We start from the raw sequence: 18,223 nt of genomic DNA on the forward strand, positions 1-18,223 counted from the left end.
CCAACGGCGCGTCGGAGGAGTGAGACATGCCCATTGATAGTTTTCGCCCGCAATCCTGGAACGGTATCGACGATATCGTCATCGTCGGCGGCGGCCTTGCCGGCCTCTTCTGCGCGCTGAAACTCGCGCCGCGGCCCGTCACGATCCTTGCCGCCGCCCCCATCGGGCAGGGCGCGTCCTCGGCCTGGGCGCAGGGCGGCATCGCAGCCGCGATGAGCCCCGGCGACACCTTTGACAAACACGTCGCCGACACGCTGGAGGCCGGCGCCGGCATCGTCGATGAGAAGATGGCGCGCTTCATGGTCTCCGAAGGCCCTGCGCGCATCCACGACCTGCTCGAATACGGCGTGCCCTTCGACCGCGACCTCGAAGGCAAGCTGCTGCTGTCGCGCGAGGCCGCCCATTCCGAGCGCCGCATCGTGCGCGTCAAGGGCGACATGGCCGGCAAGGCCATCATGGAAGCGCTCATCGCCGCCGTGCGCAAGACGCCGTCGATCCGCGTGCTGGAAGGTTATGTCGTCGAGGAGCTGGTGCGCGAAGGCCGCTTCATCTCCGGTGTCGTTGCGCGGCCGGATGCCGGCCAGGCGAAGAACCGCGTGCATTTTCCGGCCCGCGCCGTGGTGCTGTGCTCGGGCGGCGTCGGTCATCTCTTTGCGGTGACGACCAATCCGTGGCAGGCCTGCGGCCAGGGCGTCGGCATGGCCGCGCGCGCCGGCGCCATCATCGCCGATCCGGAATTCGTGCAGTTCCACCCGACCGCCATCAATATCGGTCGCGATCCCGCACCGCTCGCCACCGAAGCCCTGCGCGGCGACGGCGCGCACCTGATCAATTCCGCCGGCCACCGCTTCATGCTGGATATCCACGAAGACGCAGAACTGGCACCCCGAGACATCGTCTCGCGCGGCGCCTTCGCCGAAGTGCAAGCCGGCCGCGGCGCCTTCCTTGATTGCACCAAGGCGGTGGGCGCCCATTTCCCCGACATGTTCCCGACCGTCTACGCCTCCTGCAAGGCCGCCGGCATCGACCCGGTGACGCAGCCGATCCCCGTCGTGCCCGCCGTGCATTACCACATGGGCGGCGTGCTGACGGATGCGGAAGGCCGCACCTCGATCGATGGCCTGTGGGCCGCCGGCGAAGTCACGTCCACCGGCGTGCACGGCGCCAACCGCCTGGCCTCGAACTCCCTGCTGGAAGCCGTCGTCTTCGCCGCGCGCATCGCCGAAAACATCAAGGGCATGCTGCCGGAGCCGAAGACCAACGACTGGGGCAAGAATGCCGGCGAGAGCGACGACCTCGTGACCATCGAGGACAGCCCCGCATTGACGCGGCTGCGCCGCATCATGAGCGACCATGTCGGCGTCATCCGCACCCGCGAGGGCCTGAAGGCGGCAATCCGCGAGATCGCGGCGCTGGAACGCGAAAACAGCCGCATGCGCTTCCACAACATCGTCACCACGGCAAAGCTCATCGCCACCGGCGCCTATCTGCGCGAAGAAAGCCGCGGCGGCCACTACCGCTCCGACTTCCCCGAGCAGAAGGCCAACTGGAAACACCGCACCTTCCTCACCCTTGCGGAGGCGGAAAAGGTGGTGGCGGATGTGGCGGAAACGGCGGCGGCGTGAGGATTGGCAAAAATTGACAATTGCCTTTCCAGCGCTAGAATCAGGCGAGAGGATCGTGCCATGCCGACACTGAACGTAAGCCTGACACCGGAATTCACCGATTTCATCGAGGATGCCGTCGCAAGCGGCTCCTATGTCTCGGCAAGCGAGGTCGTGCGCGACGCGCTGCGCCTGATGCGCCAGGAGCACGAAAGCGAAGCGGCAAAACTCGCGATGCTGCGCAAGGCGGTCGATGCCGGGCTTTCGCAATCCGAGCGAGGCGAATTTGCCGAGCGTTCCGTCAGCGACATTTTTTCCGCGGCCGTTCGCGAGCGATGAGCCGCATCCGGCTGACGCGGGAGGCCGAACGGGATCTCGCCGAAATCGCCCGCTACACCGTGGCGACGTTCGGCGCAGAGCAGGCCATGCGTTACGCCGCGCTGATCGAGCACGCCCTCGATCTCCTGATGGAGGATCCGGGTCGGCCCGCTTCGCGCGGCCGCGACGAACTGCGCCCCGGCGTGCGCTCCCTGCATCTTTCCCGCGCCGCCGGCCGGCGTCATGCCGCCTCGCACGTTCTCTATTACCATCTTGTGGCCGGAGCGGAGGGCGCGCAGGATATCGTCATCCTCCGCGTCCTGCATGAACGCATGGAGCCGCTGAAGCGGCTCGTCGACGCCAATAGCCCTGAAAAGGATCAACAGCCATGACCACCACCTATCTCCCCGTCCTCTCGCCCCTGATGGTGGAGGAGCAGGTGCGTGCGGCCTTGTCGGAAGATCTCGGGCGGGCAGGCGATATCACCAGCCAGGCGACGATCGCGCCGGAGATGGTGGCGGAGGCGGAGTTGAACGCGCGCGAGGACGGCGTCGTCGCCGGGCTTGAGCTTGCCCGCGAGGCGTTCCGGCTGATGGACCCGGCGATCCGCTTCGAGGCCTTCGTCAAGGATGGCGACAAGCTCTCGCCCGGCATGGTGATCGCGAAGGTGTCCGGTCCGGCGCGCGCAGTGCTTTCGGCCGAGCGGGTGGCGCTCAATTTCCTCATGCATCTCTGTGGCGTCGCGACCCACACCGCGCGGTTTGCCGACGAGATCGCCCATACGGCGGCGAAGGTCTGCTGCACACGAAAAACCATTCCGGGGCTCAGGGCGCTGGAAAAATATGCGGTGCGCATGGGCGGTGGTTCTTCGCATCGTTATGGGCTGGATGATGCGATCCTCATCAAGGACAACCATATCGCGGTCGCGGGCGGCGTGGCGGGCGCGATCCGCGCGGCGCGCGCCTTCGCCGGACATCTGGTGAAGGTCGAGGTGGAGGTGACGACGCTGGAGGAGCTGGAGGAGGCGCTGGAGGCGCAGCCCGATGTCGTCCTGCTCGACAATATGGGGCCGGAACTCTTGCGCCGCGCCGTCGAGATCAACCGCGATTGCGCCGGCCTCACGGATGCCACCTATGCGGCCGACGCGCGCCGCGTGAAACTCGAAGCCTCCGGCAACGTCAACCTCAAGACGATCCGCGCCATCGCCGAGACCGGCGTCGACTATATCTCGACCTCCAAGATTACCATGGCCGCGCCGACGCTCGACATCGGCCTTGACGTTGTCGTGAGCAGCTAGCTGGGAACACCCCCGACGGCGATGCGTTCCGGTTTCATGAGCAATCACAATCGGAAGGACGCATCATGTTGAAGATCGTGGCACTCGCGGCGGCGGGCACGCTTGCAGGGCTCGGCAGCCCCGTTTTCGCGCAGCAGGCCAAGGATACGGCGCAGGCCAATTTCGTCGACCGCGCCGGCAAGGAAACCGGCCGGGCGCAGATCACCGCCGGAAACGACGGCGTCCTCTTCGAGGTTGAAGTCTCCGGCCTGGAGCCGCGCAAATGGGTGGCGCTGCACATCCATGAAACCGGCACCTGCGACCATGCCGGCGGCCATGACTCCGCTGGCGGCCATTTCAATCCGGATGGCAAGGAACACGGTTTTGCGGCGGCCAACGGCCCGCATGCCGGCGACCTGCCCAACCAGTATGTGGCGGATGACGGCGTACTGCGCGCGCAGGTCTATTCCACCATGGTGCGGCTCGACGATGCCGAACGCGGCATCCGCGGCCGCGCCCTGATCGTCCATGCCGGCTCGGACGACTACCGCACCGACCCGACCGGCGGCGCAGGCGATCGTCTCGCCTGCGCCGTGATCGAATAATCCCTATTCGGCCGGGGCCGCATCAGGCTCCGGCCCTGCCAGCTTCTGGCCGAAGGCGATGCGCACGCGGCGGTTCATCTCCCGCGTGGTCTTGAACCATTGCGGCGTCGAGACCCAGTAGCGCAGGGTCAGGATGGCCGAGCTTTCCTCCAGGCTATCGACGAAGACCTGCGGCGCCGGCACGGATTCGATCGTCGAATCCTGTCGCGCGATTGTCAGCAGGCGGTCGATCTCGTCGTCGATGTCGCGGTCGTTTGCCACTTTCACCTTGAGATCATGCTTGCGAGTACGCTCGCGGCTGAAATTGGTGACGGGCGTGTTCCACAGCGTGGAGTTCGGTGCCAGGCGATAAAGGCCGTCGCTGGTCTTGAGCTCGGTGGCAAAGAGCCCGACCTCGGTGATCGTGCCGGAAACGTCCTTCGTCTCGATATATTCGCCGACCCGGAAGGGCCTGAGCACGAGCAGCATGATGCCGGCGGCGATGTTCTGCAGCGTGCCCTGGAGGGCCAGGCCGATGGCCAGGCCGGCGGCGCCGAGGGCGGCGATGATCGAGGCGGTCTGCACGCCGAACTGGCCGAGCACCGTCACGAAGACCAGAATCAGCACGGCATAGCGCAGGATGTTCGCGAAGAAATGCGCGAGCGTCGCATCGATGCCGCGCACATGCGAAAGCCCGGTCAGCGCCCAGCGATGCAGAATCCGCGAGAGAAACCAGCCGAGCACCAGCAGCACCAGCGCGCCCATAATCGAGAAGGAATATTGCACGGCGAGCGCGCTTGCCTGCGCCAGCGCCGCCCGTGTCGCAACGATGATGTCGGTTGCCTGTTGTTCCATGAAACCTTTCCCCGGTCGTTGATATCATTGAGGGGAATGGCACGATGGCCGATAAGTTCCGGCTAGCGCATGCCGACCTTGAGGCCGGGCGCCGGGCGTTCCTCCAGAATGCGGCGGCGGAAGCGAAAGAGGGCGGCGGGGCGCCCGCCGGTGGCGGAGGTCGAGCTTCCGGTCGGCTCGACGAGCTCGGCGCCCTCCACGAGGCGGCGGAAATTCTGCTTGTGCAAATGACGGCCGGAGATCGCCTCCACCGTCGCCTGCAATTCTGTGAGCGTGAATTCAGGCGCCATCAATTCGAAGATCACCGGGCGGTATTTCAGCTTGCCGCGCAGCCGCGCCATGGCGGTTGCGAGGATTCGGCGATGATCGTGCCGCATGGCGACGCCGGGCGAGATCTGGCCGGCGCGGGCGCGGCCATCCGTCACCGCCTCTTCGGCAAGGCCCGCCTCGTAGAGCAGCTCGTAGCGCTCCAGCACGCGCTCCTCGTCCCAGGGGAAATCGTCGAGGCCGAAGGCGAGGCGGATGCGGGTGCGCGGCGTGGTGCGCTCCGCTTGCACCACCTCGGCCGCCCAGGCTTTCAGCGCCGGCAAAATGAGCTGGTCGATCAGCGCCGGCCGGCCCTGCCGCCAGTCCTCCCAGGGAAGGTAGGTGTACCAGTCGCGCCAGGCGGCGCCCGCTTCCGCCAGTTGCTCGTTCGCCTCGGCATCGGTGCGGGTCAGCGCGAGATAGCCGACGGAGACCATGTGCGTGCCCGCTTCGTCGGGCAGTTTCTGGCGACCGCGATCGCCGAAGGTGTAGAGCTGCTCGATATAGCCGAGTTTCAGCGCCGTCTGCGCTTCCACGCTGGCGCGCAGGCTCGTCTCGAAGGTGCGGTGCTGCTGCGGGTCGAAGGGGCCGAAGGGCAGCGCGTCGCGTGCCCGTGCACCGTCGCCGCCGATCGCCAGGATGCAGGGGTTGCGCTCGGAAATCGCGACGACTGCGGCGTTGAGGCCGATTTCGACCGGGGGGCGGGCAGGGTGCTCCGTCATGGCTGCACCGTTTCCGGCGTGGCGGAAAAGACGAAGGGACTATCGCCGACATAGTCCGCGCCGCGGCCGATCGCCTTGACGGCGGCCACGAGCCGGCCGCCCCGCGAGAGCACATGGTCGCCGATCTCGATCAGCCGGGCATTCGGCGTGGCCTGCACGGAGGCGCGGCGCAGCCGCTGCGCCAGGTCGTGTTCGTCCTGGTCAGGCTCCACGGCAAGGGCCGCAAGGAGGGCGGCGGCGGGCGAGCGGGAGACGCCCATCATGCAATGCACCAGCAAGGGCGCCTGCCGGTCCCAGCCGCGGGCAAAACCGATAATCGCGGCGACATGCTCCTCGCCGGGCGCGACGAGCTTTCCCGTGCCGGCAAAGGCGATGTCGTTGACGCCGATGATCATGTGGCGCGCGGCGGCGATGACGGCGGGCCGGTGGAAACCTTGTTTCGGCGCAACGAGGCTCAGCATCTCGCGGCAGCGGTGGCGCACGGCGAACTCCGCGATCTTTCCAAGCGGGGCGACGACGATCGTGCCCATTGTCACACCGCCGCGGCGGCCGCGCCGCGCTCCCCTTCAAGCGCCGTGAAACGGTCGGCAAAACGCTGCTGCGCGTCGATGGCGGGAAGCGGCGCGATCTCGATCATGTCCAGCGTGATGCCGCGCGGCGCGCCGAAGAACTTGATCGCCTCGGCATGCGAGAAGCCGGCAAGCTCCGTCGCCTCGAAGAAGGCGGCGACCTGGTCGGCCTTCTTGATCTTGGCCTTCAGGCCGGCCGGTGTTGCGGGCGGCAGGCCGAAGCGCAGGTGCACGGCCGCCTCCAGCCGCTTCTCCACCGTCTTGTAACCGCCGCCGACCACCGCCTTGAAGGGCGAGATCATGTCGCCGATGACATATTCCGGCGCATCGTGCAGCAGGGCCATCAGGCATTCGTGCGCATCACAGCGGTTCTGCTGGCGAAAGATCGCCTCGACGACAAGCGAATGCTGCGCCACCGAAAAGGCGTGGTCGCCGTTCGTCTGGCCGTTCCAGCGCGCGACGCGGGCAAGGCCATGGGCGATGTCGGAAAGCTCGATATCGAGCGGCGAGGGATTGAGCAGGTCGAGACGACGGCCGGACAGCATGCGCTGCCAGGCGCGCGGCTCCGTCTTCGCGCGCGTCGCTCCGCTCATTGCGCTGGCACCTCGGAGGCGTCCTGGGGGAAGGTGAGGCCGGTCCATGGGGCGAGTTCGACGGTGACGGGGGCGCCGTCCGCGGTGATCGGCGCGCCACTGTTGATGGCGTCGGCCGCGCGGTCGATGCGCACGATGGCAAGGCCGAGCGGGCCGGAGACACTGCCGAGCGTGCCGATCGGCTTGCCGCCGGCGAGAAGCTCGGTGCCCGTCGCGGGAAGGACGGCATCGCCCCGGACGATGACCGGGCGGCGGCGCGCGGTGCCGCGGTGCTGCATGCGGGAGACCACTTCCTGCCCAACGTAACATCCTTTGCGGAAGGAGAGCCCGCCGGTGAGATCGAGGACGATGTCATGCGGGAAGGCGTCGGAGAGCGCATAGTCGCGGCCGGCCTCCGGGATGCCGGCGCCGATGCGCAGCGCGTCGTAGAGCGCCGGATCGTCGCTGCCGCCAGCGCCGAGGCGGCGGGAGACGGCGAGGCCGGCTTTGGCGAAGCGCGCGTCGCGCGCCGCATCAGCCTCGGGAGCGTCCCAGGCGATCGTCACCGCGTCGCCCTCGATGATCGCGAGATCGACCGCGGCGCGCAGCTTGTACATGGTGAGCCGCTTGAGCAGCGAATCACGCTGGTCTTCCGTCGTCTCAACCAGTAAGGCCTCGTCGCCGTCGCGGCGGATCAGGAAATCGAAGAGGATCTTGCCCTGCGGCGTCAGCAGCGCGCCGGGGCGGATTTCGCCGGCCGGCAGGTCCGGCAGGTTGGTGGTGATCAGCGATTGCAGGAAGGTCTCGGCATCCTTGCCGGAAAGGCGGAGAAAGGCGCGGCCGGAAAGCGTGACGGAAGGCATGATTCGATCCAGTTTTTCGCGCGCCGGCACCATGCGGGCCGCGGGCGGTGCACCATCGCACCTGTTGAAACAGAAGTAGAACGCCCGGGCGGCTTTCGCAAGGTCGTGCTGTCTTGTCCGCGTGCCCGCGTTGGGCCAGAAGGGCGCTCTAAAGACGACGAGGCACCGATGAACGCTCAACCGACACTTCCCCATGATGCGTGGTCCGCCTGGCATCCGCGCGAGCTTGCCCGCCGGCTTGCCGGGATCGCGCAGCCGTGGTGCATCGTCGGCGGCTGGGCGCTCGATCTCTGGCATGGCTTCGAGACACGGCCACACGAGGATCTCGAATTCACCGTGCTGCGCGGCGATTTCGCAGTTTTTCGCGGCGCCCTGTCCGGCCTGCGCTTCCATGCGGTCGGCGATGGCCATGTCGAGGCGCTTGCGCCGGACGAAGCGCCGCCCGCCGAGATCGCGCAGGTGTGGTGCGAGGATGTGGCGGCGTGCCGCTGGCGCGTCGACATGATGCTGGAGGAGGGCACGCCGGAGACCTGGATCTACAAGCGTGATCCCTCGATTCGCCGCCCGCGCGAAGAGGTGGTGCGCGTGAGCGCCGAGGGCATTCCCTATCTCGCGCCGGAGGCGATCCTGCTCTTCAAGGCAAAATACCGGCGCGACAAGGACGAGGCCGATTTCGAAAAGGCCCTGCCGAAACTCGACGCGGCGCAACGGCGCTGGCTGGCGGCCGGCATCGAGGCGGCCCATCCGGATCATGCGTGGCTAAAGCAGCTCAATCGCCCGTTATGAAGAATTTCCACTGGCCGTCCGGCGTGATGCCGATGCGGTAGAAATTGTAGCTGCCGAATTCCTGCATGTCGGCAAAGTCGCCGGCCGTCACGATGCGCAGCAACTCCACCTTTTCCGGCGGCGTCAGCGTCGCAAGCGGCTTTTCGGCGAAATAGGGCCAGACATACATTTCGTCCGGCGTGCCCTTTCCGACATGCACGAAGCCGGTCGCCAGCACGTCGAGCAGGATGGCGAGCACCTCGATGCCCTCGCTGTCGCCGGACTGGCCCTTCAGCGTTTCGACCGGGCCTTCATCGGTCTCGACGATCGAGACCTGCGTCTCGGTGACGCCCTTGCCGAGCAGCGGGCGCAGGCGCTCTATATCGCCGGAGGCGGCTGCCTCGACGATCAGTTCGCGCATGCGGCGCACCGCTTCCGGTGCCTTGCCGATGTCGTAGAGCACTTCGACGGGGGCCTGCGGCTCGTCGTCGGATTTGTCGTCGGTAACGGGCGCGTCGTCGGTCGGCTCGGTGACGGTATCGCCACGGCGAATCAGCGGGTCAGGGAGCGGCAGTTCGAGGGGCGCGGTCTGCTGCTCCTCCTCCTGCGGCTCCTCTTCCTCGACGGTCGGCGTTTCGCCGCCCTCGGCCGGCTTCTGCTGCACCTGGCCCTGCTCGTTCTTCAATTCGCTGAGCGCAAAGGCGGGGCGCACCGGCGCCACCAGCGCGGTTGTCGCGAAAAGCACCGACAAAGCGATAAGGCTGCTGCGAAACAGCATTTTGCCGTCAGGCGACGTCTGCATGACTTGTCTTTCCAGCCTATTGCAGGATGCGCTCGGGGGAGAATTCTCCAGCCAGCATACGCTCGCGCAGCGATTCGAGCATCGCTTCCGCACCCCGTTCGCCATGGATGCGGATCGTCTCGCGCATGGCGAGTGCGATCGCGGCATCGGCGATGATTTCCGGTTCGATGCCATCAGCCATGCCGTCGGCCCAGGCCTCGTTCTGGTATTCCAGAGCGGCCTGCATCTTCTCGTGCACGATCATCTCGTCGATATCGTTGAGAGTAGGTTCCATCAATCGGTCCATGCGAGGCATTTCAGTTCTTACTCGACTGTTAACGACCTTAGCAGCCTTTTCCCAAAACGGCACTGGCTCGTGAAGAAAGAGGTTAATTAACCGCTAATTTCCGAATCGCGCGGTAATTTCTGTGGCAAGTGTTGCACCTTCGTTACGGTATCTCTGTTCTGCGACAACCGCCGAGTCGGTGCAAGCGGTATAGATGGCCGCAAAAGAGCGGTATCCACGGTTGAATGCGGCGGTGAGCTTTTCCTGCCGCTTCGGTTCATTGCCCGCTTCCATCTCGATCAGCCGCTGCATCGATGCCCGCCAGCCGTCCTCGGGCTTGTCTGTGCACAAATTGCGCAGGTAGTGCACCGCGCCGATGATCTCGGAAAGCCGTTCCAGCCGCTCGTCATAGGGCGCCGGTTTCTCCTCCACCACGGCGGCGTCCGGCGTCTCAGCCGCCTTGTCGCCGCTCGCCTGCTGGGCGAAGGCGGGGGCTGCGAGGACGAGGCTCACGAGAAGGGCAAAGCGAATCACCGTCATGCGCTGCGTCTCGTCCGTTCGGCTTCCAGTCGCGCGATGCATTCGCGCACGCTGTCGGGCGCCGGCAGCTTTGCGATTTCCTCTGCCGAATACCAGCCGACGCTTGCGGCATCGTCGGAGGCGATGGCGATGGCGTCCTCGTCTGCCCGCACCTTGAACACGGAGAGGAAGAAGGACGGACTGTCAGGCGCGTCCAGACGGCCGGGCAGGTCGTAGGTGGCGAAAAGCAGCGGGTTTTCGCCGCGAATGCCGGTTTCCTCGAAGAGTTCGCGCAGCGCCGTCTCGGCCGGCGTCTCGCGATCCTCGCCCCGCCCGCCGGGAAAGGCATACATGTCGGCGGACGGCGGATTGCTGCGCAGCACGAGCAGGTAACGCCCGTCGCGCTCGATGATGGCGGAGGAGGCTGGCTGTGGTTTCTTCGACTTCTTCATCGCGATCCGGTTCGGTTGCGCTCGATTGACCCCTTATAGGCAAAGTGCGATGACGACGCCATGTGTGGACGATTTGCATTGCTGGCCAAAGCCGATCTCATGCGCGAATTCCTCAATGTGCTGAACATCGAGGATACGCCCGAGCGCTACAACATCGCGCCGACGCAGCCGATCCTGATCGTGATTGCGGGCGAGAGGCAGGAGCCCGGCAGCAACCTGCCGGAGCGCAAGGCCATGCTGGTGCGCTGGGGTTTCATGCCCGGCTGGGTGAAGGACCCGCGCGACTTTCCGCTGCTGATCAATGCGCGCGCCGAAACGGCGATCGGCAAGGCGTCCTTCAAGGCCGCCATGCGCCACCGCCGCATTCTCGTGCCGGCCTCCGGCTTCTTCGAATGGCGCCGGCCGGAGGAGAAGGGCGCCAAGGCGCAGGCCTACTGGATCCGCCCGAAGAAGGGCGAGATCGTCGCCTTTGCCGGCCTCATGGAGACCTGGTCTTCGGCGGATGGTTCGGAGGTCGATACCGGGGCGATCCTGACGACGGCGGCCAACAATGACATCAGCCGCGTCCATGACCGTATGCCGGTGGTCATCCGCCCGGAGGATTTTTCGCGCTGGCTGGACTGCAAGACGCAGGAGCCCCGCGACGTGGTCGATCTGATGAAGCCGATCGACGACGGCTTCTTCGAGGCGATCCCGGTGTCCGACAAGGTGGGCAAGGTCGCCAATATGGGGCCGGATATTCTGGAGCCGGTGGAAGAGCGCGCCGAGGAGGCGCCACCGGAAAAGAAAAAGGGCGCACAAGCGCCCCCGCTGTCCGATCAGCTTTCGCTGTTCTGAAATCATTGCCGGCAAATGGCCTCGAAGCGGCTCAGTCGTAGAGCGGCTGAAGCACGGCCGGAATGTCGCGCTTCTTGCGCTTGTCCTCGGACTTCGTCTCGGGCTTGCACTGCGTGGCCGCGACGACGGCGCGCAGGCCGAGCGGCTTGTAGCGCTCCTGAAGATTTTCGTTTGCTGCGGTCTTCTGCAGCGGCTGCTTCCTTACGGTCGACATTGTCATTCTCCTGAAGTGAGCAGGTAGCCCCGTATGATGTCCCCGGTTGCTACCCCCAATGAGCTATGCATTTACGCGACCCATTCGGCCAAATTCTGCTCAAACTTTGATCGCTTAGAGGCGAAGACCCCAAATTGCGGGTTTCTGCGATCAACAATTATAACGGCCACTTACATTCATTTTCCGGGAAAGTGCTTTACCTTGACCTGCAAGGCCGCGGCGGCGACGGCGCGAATGCCGATCGGATTGTAACGGTTGGCGAGATCGCTCGCGGGGCGGGTGCCGGTCTTCTGGGTAGTCATTGCGCTGTCCCTTCGTTTGCCGGCGGCGTTCGCCGGTCTGGTGTCTCCTTTCTCGCATGGAGGAGCGCACGATCATGTCACCGCGGGAACAGGGCACCGGCGGCGCGATTTTCGCTTTCGGCCCGCTTGACCGGACGCCGCGACGGCGCGATAAAGCAGGCCATGAAAACGGTACTCTGCATTCGCCGGAGCATTATTCGCTAGCGCACGCGCTGGCCCGGCCGTTTTCGTCCCTCAAAATCCCCGGATGACAACGACCCGGCCAGCCGGGTTTACGCCTTTTGGGGAGATTCTTATGGCCGACACGCCGGTCCTGACGCTGTACAACACGCTCACGCGATCGAAGGAGCCCTTCCGGCCCATCGATCCCGACAATGTGCGCATGTATGTCTGCGGTCCGACGGTCTATGACTTCGCCCATATCGGCAATGCGCGGCCGGTCATCGTCTTCGACGTGCTGTTCCGCCTGCTGCGCCACATCTATGGCGAAAGCCACGTCACCTATGCCCGCAACATCACGGACGTCGACGACAAGATCAACGCCCGGGCGCTGCGCGATTTCGGAACCGAGATCGAGAACGGCACGCTCTCTTTGAACGAGGCGATCCGCCGGGTGACGGAGAAGACGGCAAACCAGTTCCATGCCGACATCGCCGCCCTTGGCGCGATGCAGCCGACGCACGAGCCGCGCGCCACCGAATTCGTGCAGCCGCGCGACGATGGCAAGGTGGACATGATTACGTTGATTCAACGTCTCATCGAACGCGGCCATGCCTATGAGGCAAACGGCGAAGTCCTGTTCGACACACGCTCCATGGCCGATTACGGCGATCTCTCGAAGCGCAATCTCGATGAGCAGCAGGCCGGCGTCCGCGTCGCCGTCGATCTGCACAAGAAGAACCCCGGCGATTTCGTGCTGTGGAAGCTTTCCTCGCCGGAAGAGCCCGGCTGGGAAAGCCCTTGGGGCCGCGGCCGTCCGGGCTGGCATATCGAGTGCTCCGCCATGTCGGCCGCCTATCTTGGCGAGACCTTCGACATCCATGGCGGCGGCCTCGATCTCATCTTTCCGCACCATGAAAACGAGATCGCCCAGTCGCGCTGCGCACATGGCACCAAGGTCATGTCGAATGTCTGGATGCACAACGGCTTCTTGCAGGTCGAGGGCCGCAAGATGTCGAAGTCCGAGGGCAATTTCTACACGATCTCGGAACTGCTGGAGGAAGAGAAGTTCGGCGGCCGCAAATGGCCGGGCGAGGTGCTGCGCCTCGCCATGCTGATGACGCATTACCGCGAGCCGATCGACTTCAGCGTCAAGCGCCTGGAGGAGGCCGAGCGCCTCCTCGCCAAATGGCCGGCCGAGGGCAAAGCCGCGGAAGGCCGCGTCGACGAAAGCGTGCTCGCCCCCTTGCGCGACGACCTGAACACGGTTGCCGCCATCCAGGCGCTGCACGCGCTCGCCCAATGCGCCAACGGCGACCCGCTGATGCTCCCCGTCTTCGCCGCCAGCGCCGAACTCCTCGGCGTCGTACCGAGGAAGGCGGAGGTCTCCAAGGCACTGGAGGACAGCATCGACACGATCATCCAGCTCCGCCTCGAAATGCTGAAGGCGAAGAATTTTGCCGAAGCCGACAAGATCCGCGACGACCTCGCCGCCAAGGGCGTCCAACTCAAGGACGGCAAGGACCCGGAAACGGGCGAGCGGGTGACGTCTTGGGAGGTGAAGCGGTGAACCCAGCCACCCCCCTCTGTCACTTCGTGACATCTCCCCCACAAGGGGGGAGATTGGGGAATCGCGGCGCCGTCGCTGCGCAGCAATTACTGGTTGAATATGGTGTGAGCGGTTATTCTGGCTCCCAATCTCCCCCCTTGTGGGGGAGATGTCACGAAGTGACAGAGGGGGGTGTCGTGCCGCACGGGAAGGTTTCCAAAGTCAATCGCATCCGTGCGCGCCGCATGCGCATGACCTTGACGGAAGCCGAGCTGGCCCTTTGGAATGAACTTCGGGCTCACCGTCTGATGGGCCTGAGCTTTCGGCGCCAGATGCCGATAGCCGGTTATATTGTCGATTTTGCCTGCCCGGTACACCGCCTTATTGTCGAGCTTGACGGCTCTCAGCACGCGCTGGACGCCGCGCTCGGCTACGATGAGGACCGAACGGCCCGCCTCAAGGCCGACGGTTGGACTGTGCTGCGGTTCTGGAATGACGACGTTCTGAAAGATATCGATGGCGTTTGCCGTCATATCCTTGCGGTAATTGAGGAAATCAGCCGCGCGACGGAGGCAAAATCATGAGCACCCCCTTCTACACCGGCGGCTGCCAGTGCGGCGCTGTGCGTTTTCATGTCGAGGGCGCTTTGGGTGATGCGTCGGTCTGTCATTGCCGCATGTGCCAGAAGGCGAGCGGGAATTTCTATCTGCCGCTCGTTTCCGTGCGCGAGGCGAAGCTCACATGGACGCGGGGAGAGCCCAAGCGGTTTCAATCCTCGAACCATGGTTATCGCGGTTTCTGCGGCGATTGCGGTACGCCGCTGACCTATGAGGCGCCGGACGGGGTGGCGCTCACCATCGCCGCCTTCGACGATCCGGCGGAGATCGCGCCGCGCATCCAGTGGGGCATCGAGGCGAAGCTGCCTTATGTCGATACCATCCACGACCTGCCGGGCGAGGACACGATGGCGGATCAGGACGCGGCGTCGTTCCTCGCCGACCTCGTCTCCTACCAGCATCCGGACCACGACACCGACGACTGGCCGCCGGAGCGGAAGCGATGAGCATTTCGCGCATCTATACGGGCGGCTGTCAGTGCGGCGCGGTGCGTTACCGCGTCGAGGGTACGCTCGGCGATCCGCATCTGTGCCATTGCCGCATGTGCCAGAAGGCGGCGGGCAACTATTTCCTGCCACTCGCCAATGCGCCGCGCGCGCGTTTTTCGGTGACCCGCGGCGAGCCCGGCTGGTTCCAGTCGTCCGAGATCGTGCGCCGCGGCTTCTGCCGGGATTGCGGCACGCCGCTCTTCTATGACGGCCTCGCATCCGCGCATATCAATGTCACGCTCGGCTCGCTCGACGATCCGGACGACGTGCGCCCGATCGCCCAGTCCGGCGTCGAATCACGGCTCGTCTGGTTTGCGCAATTGCCGAAGCTTGCCGAAAGCGAGAGCAACGAAGGCGAGGGCGGCGAGGCGCGCCATGCAAAGATCCGCGACTCGAACCGCCAGCATCCCGACTACGACACCGATCATTGGCCGCCGGAGGACTAGACATGACTGAGACCGTTCGTACCGGAGGCTGCCAATGCGGCGCCGTCCGCTTCCGCATCAGGGGCGAACTCGGCCGCCCGTCGATCTGCCATTGCCGCATGTGCCAGAAGCAGTTCGGCGGCTTTTTCGGCCCGCTCGTCACCGTGAAAGGCGAGACGGAATGGACGCGCGACGAGCCGAGCTACTTCCAGTCGTCCATCAACATCGCCCGCGGCTTCTGCAAGCAATGCGGCACGCCGCTGACCTACAAGCATCCCGGCGGGCTGGAAATCGCCATCGGCGCCTTCGACGACCGCAGCGACCTCGCGCCGCGGATCCAGGTGAATTACGCATCGCGCAACCCCTGGGTCACGACGATCTTCGACCAGCCTGTCCATGAAGACCCGGACTATTATAGCCAGCAGGAGAGCATCATCTCCTTCCAGCACCCCGATCACGACACCGAAAACTGGCCTGCCCACGGATTGAAATTATGAGCGAGACCTTGCGCACCTTCTACCCCGAAATCGAACCCTACGCCTCCGGCCATCTCGACGTCGGTGACGGGCACAGCATCTATTGGGAGCGCGTCGGCACGCCCGGTGCGAAGCCCGCCGTCTTCCTGCATGGCGGCCCCGGCGGCACGATCGGCCCGAACCACCGCCGCCTCTTCGATCCGGCGCTCTACGACGTGACGCTGTTCGACCAGCGTGGCTGCGGCAAGTCCACGCCGCATGCGGAACTGGAGGCCAACACGACCTGGCACCTCGTTGGCGATATCGAGCGGCTGCGCGAGATGGCGGGCGCGGAAAAGTGGCTGGTCTTTGGCGGCTCCTGGGGGTCGACGCTGGCGCTCGCCTATGCGGAAAAATACCCGGAGCGCGTCTCCGAACTCGTCGTGCGCGGCATCTACACGCTGACCAAGGGCGAGCTCGACTGGTACTACCAGTTCGGCGTCTCGGAGATGTTCCCGGACAAGTGGGAGCGCTTCATCGCCCCCATCCCGGCTGAAGAGCGCCACGAGATGATGCACGCCTATCACCGCCGCCTCACCAGCGACGACAAGGCGACCCGCATCGCCGCCGCCAAGGCCTGGAGCCTCTGGGAAGGCGAGACGATCACGCTTTTGCCGGAGCCCGCAACCAGCGATCCCTTCGCCGAGGAAGAATACGCTCACGCCTTCGCCCGCATCGAGAACCATTTCTTCGTCAATGCCGGCTGGCTGGAGGAGGGGCAGCTCCTGCGCGATGCTCACAAGCTGAAGGGCATTCCGGGCCTCATCGTGCACGGCCGCTACGACATGCCATGCCCGGCGAAATATGCCTGGGGGCTGCACAAGGCCTGGCCGGAGGCGGAGTTCTACATTGTGGAAGGGGCAGGGCACGCCTATTCCGAGCCGGGCATCCTCGACCGGCTGATCTACGCGACGGACAAGTTCGCGGGCAAGCAGTAAGACAAGACCGTTCCCAGGGAGGGAACCGATGAAAAAAGACCGTATCCACCTCTTCGACACCACGCTGCGCGATGGCCAGCAGACGCCCGGCATCGACTTTTCCGTCGAGGACAAGATTGCGATTGCCGGCATGCTGGATGAGTTCGGCCTGGACTATGTCGAGGGCGGCTATCCGGGCGCCAACCCGACGGATACGGCTTTCTTCGCCAAGAAACGCACCGGCCGCGCCAAATTCGTCGCCTTCGGCATGACGAAGCGCGCCGGCGTTTCCGCCTCCAACGATCCGGGCCTTGCGGCTCTGCTCGGCTCGAAGAGCGACGCGATCTGTCTTGTCGCCAAGAGCTGGGACTATCATGTGCGCGTGGCGCTCGGCTGTTCGAACGAGGAGAACCTCGAAAGCATCTCCGAATCGGTGAAAGCCGTGGTGGCCTCCTGCCGCGAATCCATGGTCGATTGCGAGCATTTCTTCGACGGCTACAAGGCCAACCCGGATTATGCGCTGGCCTGCGCCACCACGGCCTTTGCTGCCGGCGCACGCTGGGTCGTGCTCTGTGACACCAATGGCGGCACGCAGCCGTCGGAAATCCAGGCGATCGTCGCGGCCGTCATTGCCGCCGGCGTGCCGGGGGAAAACCTCGGCATCCACGCCCATAACGATACGGGCCAGGCCGTCGCCAATTCGCTCGCCGCCGTCGAAGCGGGCGTGCGCCAGATCCAGGGCACGCTGAACGGCATCGGCGAGCGCTGCGGCAATGCCAATCTGGTGACGCTGATCCCGACGCTGGCGCTGAAGGAAGCCTATACCGGCCGCTTCGAGATCGGCATCGACGCGGAAAAGCTCACCGGCCTCACCAAGCTGGCCCACACCTTCGACGAATTGCTGAACCGCTCGCCGGATCATCAGGCGCCCTATGTCGGCGCCTCCGCCTTCGCCACCAAGGCCGGCATCCACGCCTCGGCGCTCTTGAAGGACCCGCGCACCTACGAACACGTCACGCCGGAAAGCGTGGGCAACCTGCGCAAAGTCATGGTGTCGGACCAGGGCGGCAAGGCGAACTTCATCAATGCGCTGAAGCTGCGCGGTATCACGGTCGGCAAGGACGATCCGAAGCTCGACCGCCTCATCCAGATCGTTAAGGAACGCGAAGCGACAGGCTACGCTTACGAAGGTGCCGACGCGAGCTTCGCGCTGCTCGCCTACCGCACGCTCGGCACGGTGCCGGATTTCTTCCATGTCGAGAGTTTTCGCGTGATGGTCGAGCGTCGCTATGACGCCAACGGCCAGCTCAAGACCGTGTCGGAAGCGGTGGTGCGGGTCATCGTCGATGGCGAGACGATGATGTCGGTGGCCGAGGGTCACGGCCCGGTCAACGCGCTGGACCTGGCGCTCCGCAAGGACCTCGGCAAGTACCAGGCCGAGATCGCCGACCTGGAACTGGCGGACTACAAGGTGCGTATCCTCAATGGCGGCACCGAGGCGATCACCCGCGTGCTGATCGAATCGACCGACGGCAGCGGCGCGCGCTGGTGGACGGTCGGCGTCTCCGACAACATCATCGACGCCTCCTTCCAGGCCCTGATGGATTCGATCGTCTACAAGCTCCTGAAGAACCGCGGCGAGGCGGGCCGGGTGGCTGCAGAATAAAGGGATAGGTTCAGCGCCGCTCATCATCCCTTCACGGGAATGAATTGGTGCATTTGCGTTGG

Annotated in this window: 25 protein-coding genes; 14 read left to right on the plus strand and 11 right to left on the minus strand. The window is 65.1% G+C overall.

The genetic code is table 11. The features are described from left to right. The first annotated feature begins 26 nt into the window (after positions 1 to 26). The 5 genes from AC1RWL_RS28170 (at position 27) to AC1RWL_RS28190 (ending at position 3,803) form a co-directional block, all read left to right on the plus strand. Complete coding sequence (locus AC1RWL_RS28170) at positions 27 to 1,625, plus strand: L-aspartate oxidase (protein ID WP_493096763.1); 1,599 nt, start codon at positions 27 to 29, stop codon at positions 1,623 to 1,625. A 60-nt stretch (positions 1,626 to 1,685) separates the two neighbouring features. Then, positions 1,686 to 1,943, plus strand: a complete 258-nt coding sequence (locus tag AC1RWL_RS28175; RefSeq protein ID WP_493096764.1) for a type II toxin-antitoxin system ParD family antitoxin — start codon at positions 1,686 to 1,688, stop codon at positions 1,941 to 1,943. Beyond that, positions 1,940 to 2,314, plus strand: a complete 375-nt coding sequence (locus tag AC1RWL_RS28180; protein WP_493096765.1) for a type II toxin-antitoxin system RelE/ParE family toxin — start codon at positions 1,940 to 1,942, stop codon at positions 2,312 to 2,314. Before AC1RWL_RS28175 ends, AC1RWL_RS28180 begins: the two co-directional genes overlap by 4 nt. Next, positions 2,311 to 3,219 (plus strand): carboxylating nicotinate-nucleotide diphosphorylase, encoded by a 909-nt coding sequence (gene nadC / locus AC1RWL_RS28185; RefSeq protein ID WP_493096766.1) that lies wholly within the window; start codon positions 2,311 to 2,313, stop codon positions 3,217 to 3,219. The genes AC1RWL_RS28180 and nadC overlap by 4 nt, the downstream gene beginning before the upstream one ends. A gap of 68 nt (positions 3,220 to 3,287) precedes the next feature. Then, complete coding sequence (locus AC1RWL_RS28190) at positions 3,288 to 3,803, plus strand: superoxide dismutase family protein (RefSeq protein WP_493096880.1); 516 nt, start codon at positions 3,288 to 3,290, stop codon at positions 3,801 to 3,803. 3 nt (positions 3,804 to 3,806) lie between these two features. On the opposite strand, the gene AC1RWL_RS28195 is transcribed toward AC1RWL_RS28190, so the two are convergent. The 5 genes from AC1RWL_RS28195 to ygfZ form a co-directional block, all read right to left on the minus strand. Continuing rightward, positions 3,807 to 4,637 (minus strand): mechanosensitive ion channel family protein, encoded by an 831-nt coding sequence (locus AC1RWL_RS28195; protein ID WP_435265170.1) that lies wholly within the window; start codon positions 4,635 to 4,637, stop codon positions 3,807 to 3,809. 62 nt (positions 4,638 to 4,699) lie between these two features. Further along, complete coding sequence (locus tag AC1RWL_RS28200; protein WP_493096767.1) at positions 4,700 to 5,665, minus strand: NUDIX hydrolase; 966 nt, start codon at positions 5,663 to 5,665, stop codon at positions 4,700 to 4,702. Beyond that, a complete protein-coding gene (locus AC1RWL_RS28205) occupies positions 5,662 to 6,195 on the minus strand; it encodes a tyrosine phosphatase family protein (RefSeq protein ID WP_493096768.1) in 534 nt (177 codons plus the stop codon). The genes AC1RWL_RS28200 and AC1RWL_RS28205 overlap by 4 nt, the downstream gene beginning before the upstream one ends. 2 nt (positions 6,196 to 6,197) lie before the next feature. Further along, on the minus strand, positions 6,198 to 6,827 hold the full coding sequence (locus tag AC1RWL_RS28210; RefSeq protein ID WP_493096769.1) for a YfbR-like 5'-deoxynucleotidase: 630 nt from the start codon (positions 6,825 to 6,827) through the stop codon (positions 6,198 to 6,200). Continuing rightward, positions 6,824 to 7,669, minus strand: coding sequence for a CAF17-like 4Fe-4S cluster assembly/insertion protein YgfZ (gene ygfZ, locus AC1RWL_RS28215; protein ID WP_493096770.1), 846 nt, complete (start codon positions 7,667 to 7,669; stop codon positions 6,824 to 6,826). The genes AC1RWL_RS28210 and ygfZ overlap by 4 nt, the downstream gene beginning before the upstream one ends. 168 nt (positions 7,670 to 7,837) lie before the next feature. On the opposite strand from ygfZ, the gene AC1RWL_RS28220 reads away from it, so the two are divergent. Beyond that, complete coding sequence (locus AC1RWL_RS28220) at positions 7,838 to 8,455, plus strand: amino acid transporter (protein ID WP_493096771.1); 618 nt, start codon at positions 7,838 to 7,840, stop codon at positions 8,453 to 8,455. Here the strand turns inward: AC1RWL_RS28220 and AC1RWL_RS28225 are convergent. The 4 genes from AC1RWL_RS28225 to AC1RWL_RS28240 form a co-directional block, all read right to left on the minus strand. After that, on the minus strand, positions 8,439 to 9,236 hold the full coding sequence (locus AC1RWL_RS28225; protein ID WP_492648915.1) for a hypothetical protein: 798 nt from the start codon (positions 9,234 to 9,236) through the stop codon (positions 8,439 to 8,441). The genes AC1RWL_RS28220 and AC1RWL_RS28225 overlap by 17 nt on opposite strands. A gap of 16 nt (positions 9,237 to 9,252) precedes the next feature. Beyond that, entirely contained in the window at positions 9,253 to 9,522 is a 270-nt protein-coding gene (locus tag AC1RWL_RS28230; protein WP_256118807.1) for a hypothetical protein, read from the minus strand. Positions 9,523 to 9,615: 93 nt separating this feature from the next. Then, positions 9,616 to 10,041 (minus strand): TIGR02301 family protein, encoded by a 426-nt coding sequence (locus AC1RWL_RS28235; RefSeq protein ID WP_493096772.1) that lies wholly within the window; start codon positions 10,039 to 10,041, stop codon positions 9,616 to 9,618. Beyond that, positions 10,038 to 10,472: an NUDIX domain-containing protein gene (locus tag AC1RWL_RS28240; protein ID WP_493096773.1), complete on the minus strand. Its 435-nt coding sequence runs from the start codon at positions 10,470 to 10,472 to the stop codon at positions 10,038 to 10,040. Before AC1RWL_RS28240 ends, AC1RWL_RS28235 begins: the two co-directional genes overlap by 4 nt. A 60-nt stretch (positions 10,473 to 10,532) precedes the next feature. Between AC1RWL_RS28240 and AC1RWL_RS28245 the strand changes: the two genes are divergently transcribed. Continuing rightward, a complete protein-coding gene (locus AC1RWL_RS28245; RefSeq protein WP_493096774.1) occupies positions 10,533 to 11,309 on the plus strand; it encodes an SOS response-associated peptidase in 777 nt (258 codons plus the stop codon). 31 nt (positions 11,310 to 11,340) lie between these two features. Here the strand turns inward: AC1RWL_RS28245 and AC1RWL_RS28250 are convergent, their stop codons facing one another. Both AC1RWL_RS28250 and AC1RWL_RS28255 read right to left on the minus strand, forming a co-directional pair. Next, positions 11,341 to 11,523 (minus strand): hypothetical protein, encoded by a 183-nt coding sequence (locus tag AC1RWL_RS28250; protein ID WP_256118811.1) that lies wholly within the window; start codon positions 11,521 to 11,523, stop codon positions 11,341 to 11,343. Positions 11,524 to 11,699: 176 nt separating this feature from the next. Continuing rightward, positions 11,700 to 11,825 (minus strand): hypothetical protein, encoded by a 126-nt coding sequence (locus AC1RWL_RS28255; protein WP_493096775.1) that lies wholly within the window; start codon positions 11,823 to 11,825, stop codon positions 11,700 to 11,702. A 295-nt stretch (positions 11,826 to 12,120) separates the two neighbouring features. Between AC1RWL_RS28255 and cysS the strand changes: the two genes are divergently transcribed. From cysS to cimA, 7 genes are all read left to right on the plus strand, one after another. Next, positions 12,121 to 13,554 carry a cysteine--tRNA ligase gene (gene cysS, locus AC1RWL_RS28260; protein ID WP_493096776.1) on the plus strand — a complete coding sequence of 478 codons (1,434 nt, stop codon included), beginning with the start codon at positions 12,121 to 12,123 and terminating at the stop codon, positions 13,552 to 13,554. Positions 13,555 to 13,730: 176 nt separating this feature from the next. Further along, the gene (locus AC1RWL_RS28265; RefSeq protein WP_493096777.1) at positions 13,731 to 14,117 is read left to right on the plus strand and encodes an endonuclease domain-containing protein; all 387 of its coding nucleotides are present in this window, start codon (positions 13,731 to 13,733) and stop codon (positions 14,115 to 14,117) included. Continuing rightward, positions 14,114 to 14,596: a GFA family protein gene (locus AC1RWL_RS28270; RefSeq protein ID WP_256118815.1), complete on the plus strand. Its 483-nt coding sequence runs from the start codon at positions 14,114 to 14,116 to the stop codon at positions 14,594 to 14,596. The genes AC1RWL_RS28265 and AC1RWL_RS28270 overlap by 4 nt, the downstream gene beginning before the upstream one ends. Continuing rightward, positions 14,593 to 15,084 (plus strand): GFA family protein, encoded by a 492-nt coding sequence (locus AC1RWL_RS28275; protein ID WP_493096778.1) that lies wholly within the window; start codon positions 14,593 to 14,595, stop codon positions 15,082 to 15,084. The genes AC1RWL_RS28270 and AC1RWL_RS28275 overlap by 4 nt, the downstream gene beginning before the upstream one ends. Before the next feature lie 2 nt (positions 15,085 to 15,086). After that, a complete protein-coding gene (locus AC1RWL_RS28280) occupies positions 15,087 to 15,560 on the plus strand; it encodes a GFA family protein (RefSeq protein ID WP_493096779.1) in 474 nt (157 codons plus the stop codon). After that, positions 15,557 to 16,516 (plus strand): prolyl aminopeptidase, encoded by a 960-nt coding sequence (gene pip / locus AC1RWL_RS28285; protein ID WP_493096780.1) that lies wholly within the window; start codon positions 15,557 to 15,559, stop codon positions 16,514 to 16,516. The genes AC1RWL_RS28280 and pip overlap by 4 nt, the downstream gene beginning before the upstream one ends. Before the next feature lie 28 nt (positions 16,517 to 16,544). Next, positions 16,545 to 18,161 (plus strand): citramalate synthase, encoded by a 1,617-nt coding sequence (gene cimA, locus AC1RWL_RS28290; protein WP_493096781.1) that lies wholly within the window; start codon positions 16,545 to 16,547, stop codon positions 18,159 to 18,161. Positions 18,162 to 18,223 lie beyond the last annotated feature (62 nt).

The sequence above is a fragment of the Shinella sp. GW821-FHT10F02 genome (assembly GCF_058809275.1).